This window comes from Mycobacterium sp. E1715 (assembly GCF_001667625.1).
Classification (GTDB): domain Bacteria; phylum Actinomycetota; class Actinomycetes; order Mycobacteriales; family Mycobacteriaceae; genus Mycobacterium.
Window position 1 is genome coordinate 1 of record NZ_LZJJ01000008.1, and the last position, 2,918, is coordinate 2,918.

Here is a 2,918-nt window from a genome sequence, read left to right on the forward strand (position 1 = left end):
CGCCGCGCACCTTCTTCCGGCACGTGCCAACGAAGGAAGAGCTGCTGCTGGCCCCCGTTCGCCACGGTGGCGCCGCGATCGTGAACCTCCTCGAACAGCGGCCCGCCAGCGAGCCCCCGGACGTCGCGTTGATCAACGCCATCGTCACGCGAACCCGGTCCTTCGAGCAGGCCGACACCGACGAATGGCGTGAGGCGCTGCTGGTGGCCCCCGACCGGCTTCGCAAGGTCACTGTGCACACCCCCGCCGACAAGGAGCGGGCGGCCAAGCTGATCGCCGAGCGCATGGGCGTGAACCCCGGCGTCGACATTCGCCCCGGGCTGCTGGTCCAACTGGCCTTCGCGGCAGCGGATTTCGGCTTCCAGCGATGGGTGCGACAGTCCGGGCGGCCCTGGCCTCTGGACCGTTATGTCACCGAAGCCCTCGAAGCGGTCAAGAGCCCGTACTGGAGACGGAAGCGCACCTGATCAACCGGGGTTGGCGATCCGCACCGGCGCCCCGTCCAGCCACGCGACCACCGCCTCCACGGTGTCGGCGTAAAAGGCGCCGAGCATTTCGCGGGTGACGTACCCCAGGTGGGGCGACAGGGTGACGTTCGGGAGGCGCCGCAACGGGTGCTCGGGCGGCAGCGGTTCGACGTCATAGACGTCGAGTCCGGCGCCGGCGATCCGCCCGGTGTCCAGCGCGGTCATCAGGGCGGCCTCGTCGACGATCGGTCCCCGTGACGTGTTGATCAGGTACGCGTGCGGCTTCATCAGGGCGAATTCGGGCTGGCCGACCAGCCCCCGCGTGCGTTCCGAAAGCACGACGTGGATCGAGACGACATCGGACTCTTCGAACAGCGCCGCCTTCTCGACCCGGCGTGCACCAGCGGCCGCGGCGGCATCCGCGGTGAGGTTCTGGCTCCACGCAATGACTTCCATGCCGAACACCCGCCCGTATTCGGCCATGCGCTTACCCACCCGCCCGAGGCCGAGCAGCCCGAGCGTCTTGCCGGACAGGGTGAGGCCGGTCGTGGTCTGCCAGGCACCGTCTCGCATGCGGCGATGTTCCTCGGCCAGATTCCGCACCGTGGCGATCAGCAATCCCCAGGCGAATTCGGGGGTCGCGTCGTGCACGGAGCGGAATCGCGGATGGGCGAAGTCGGTGTGGGCCACGAGGATCCCCCGCTCGGTGGCCGCGGCCAGGTCCAGGTTGGGCAGGCTCCTCCCGACGATGGTGATCAGTTTCAGGTTCGGCAGCCGTTCGAGCAGCGTCCGCGGCAGCGCCATCCGCTCACGCAGGGTGCAGATCACGTCGAAGGGCCGCAACGCGTCGGCCGCCTCTTCCTCGCCGAGGTGCCGGTCGAAAACGGTTATGCGGGAGCGGGTTTGCACGGGCGACCAGTCGGCGAGCCGCAGGGCCGCACCGGCGTAGTCGTCCAGAATCGCCACCTGGGGCGTGGGGTCACCCATCCCACCATTGAAGCACCGACCCTGGATCGCGGACTCGCGCGGCCGGGTGCTGCACAGGCACCCAGGGTGTGACCGCGCGCAGATAGGGCAGATCGGTGCTGCGGTGCGGACCGACCGCACCGGGTGGTCCGCTGAGCAGAAGACACACCCACATCATCGAGCCGACCGGTTTCACGCGTGATCCGTCCGCCCGGCGCATATGTCGGATCGCCGCAACGCGCTCTATCGTAACTACGTGTTCGCGAAAGTACTGGTCGCCAATCGTGGGGAGATCGCGATCCGCGCCTTCCGCGCGGCCTACGAATTGGAAATGGCCACCGTCGCGGTCTATCCCTACGAGGACCGCAACTCCGTGCACCGGTTGAAGGCCGACGAGTCGTACCAGATCGGCGAGGAAGGGCACCCGGTGCGCGCTTACCTGTCGGTCGACGACATCGTCGCCACGGCCCTGCAGTGCGGAGCTGACGCGATCTACCCCGGCTATGGATTCCTGTCCGAGAATCCCGACCTGGCGGCGGCGTGCGCGGACGCGGGCATCACGTTTGTCGGCCCTAGCGCGGAGGTGCTGGAGCTCACCGGCAACAAGTCGCGAGCGATCGCGTCGGCACGGGCGGCTGGTCTCCCGGTCCTGGCCTCGTCGGCGCCGTCGACGTCGGTGGATGAGTTGGTCGCGGCGGCCGAGTCCATGACGTTCCCGTTGTTCGTCAAGGCGGTGGCCGGGGGCGGCGGTCGGGGGATGCGCCGCGTGACCGAACCGGCGGCCCTGCCCGAGGCGATCGAGTCGGCCAGTCGTGAGGCCGAGTCCGCCTTCGGTGACGCCTCGGTGTTTCTCGAGCAGGCCGTGACCAACCCCCGCCACATCGAGGTGCAAATCCTGGCCGACACCCACGGCAACGTCATCCACCTCTACGAGCGCGACTGCAGCGTCCAACGCCGCCACCAGAAGGTCATCGAGATCGCGCCCGCACCGAATCTGGATCCAGAACTACGGGAGCGGATCTGTTCCGACGCGGTGGCGTTCGCGCGAAGCATCGGCTACACATGCGCGGGCACAGTGGAATTCTTGCTCGACGAACGGGGCAACCACGTCTTCATCGAGATGAATCCCCGCATTCAGGTGGAGCACACCGTCACCGAAGAGATCACCGACGTTGACCTGGTATCCGCCCAACTGCGGGTCGCTGCCGGACAAACCCTGGAACAGATTGGCTTGAGCCAGGATTCCGTCGTCCCACACGGTGCGGCGCTGCAGTGCCGCATCACCACCGAGGATCCAGCCAACGGCTTCCGCCCGGACACCGGCCGGATCACCGCCTACCGCACCCCGGGCGGGGCGGGAATCCGGCTGGACGGCGGCACGACGCTGGGCGCCGAGATCAGCGCGCACTTCGATTCGATGCTGATCAAACTGACCTGTCGAGGGCGTGACTTCGCCACGGCCGTGCGGCGGGCGCGGCGCGCGGT

General features: G+C 68.2%; 3 protein-coding genes. 2 read left to right on the plus strand and 1 reads right to left on the minus strand.

Going from position 1 to position 2,918, the window contains the following annotated elements:
* Positions 1-467: transcriptional regulator (locus A9X03_RS00365; protein WP_068259147.1), on the plus strand; the 467-nt coding region annotated here is incomplete at its 5' end.
* Here A9X03_RS00365 and A9X03_RS00370 read toward each other — a convergent pair.
* Positions 468-1,454 carry a D-2-hydroxyacid dehydrogenase family protein gene (locus A9X03_RS00370; protein WP_068259150.1) on the minus strand — a complete coding sequence of 329 codons (987 nt, stop codon included), beginning with the start codon at positions 1,452-1,454 and terminating at the stop codon, positions 468-470.
* 235 nt (positions 1,455-1,689) lie between these two features.
* Between A9X03_RS00370 and A9X03_RS00375 the strand changes: the two genes are divergently transcribed.
* Positions 1,690-2,918 (plus strand): biotin carboxylase N-terminal domain-containing protein (locus A9X03_RS00375; RefSeq protein ID WP_156746430.1); only part of this gene is annotated, 1,229 nt, incomplete at its 3' end.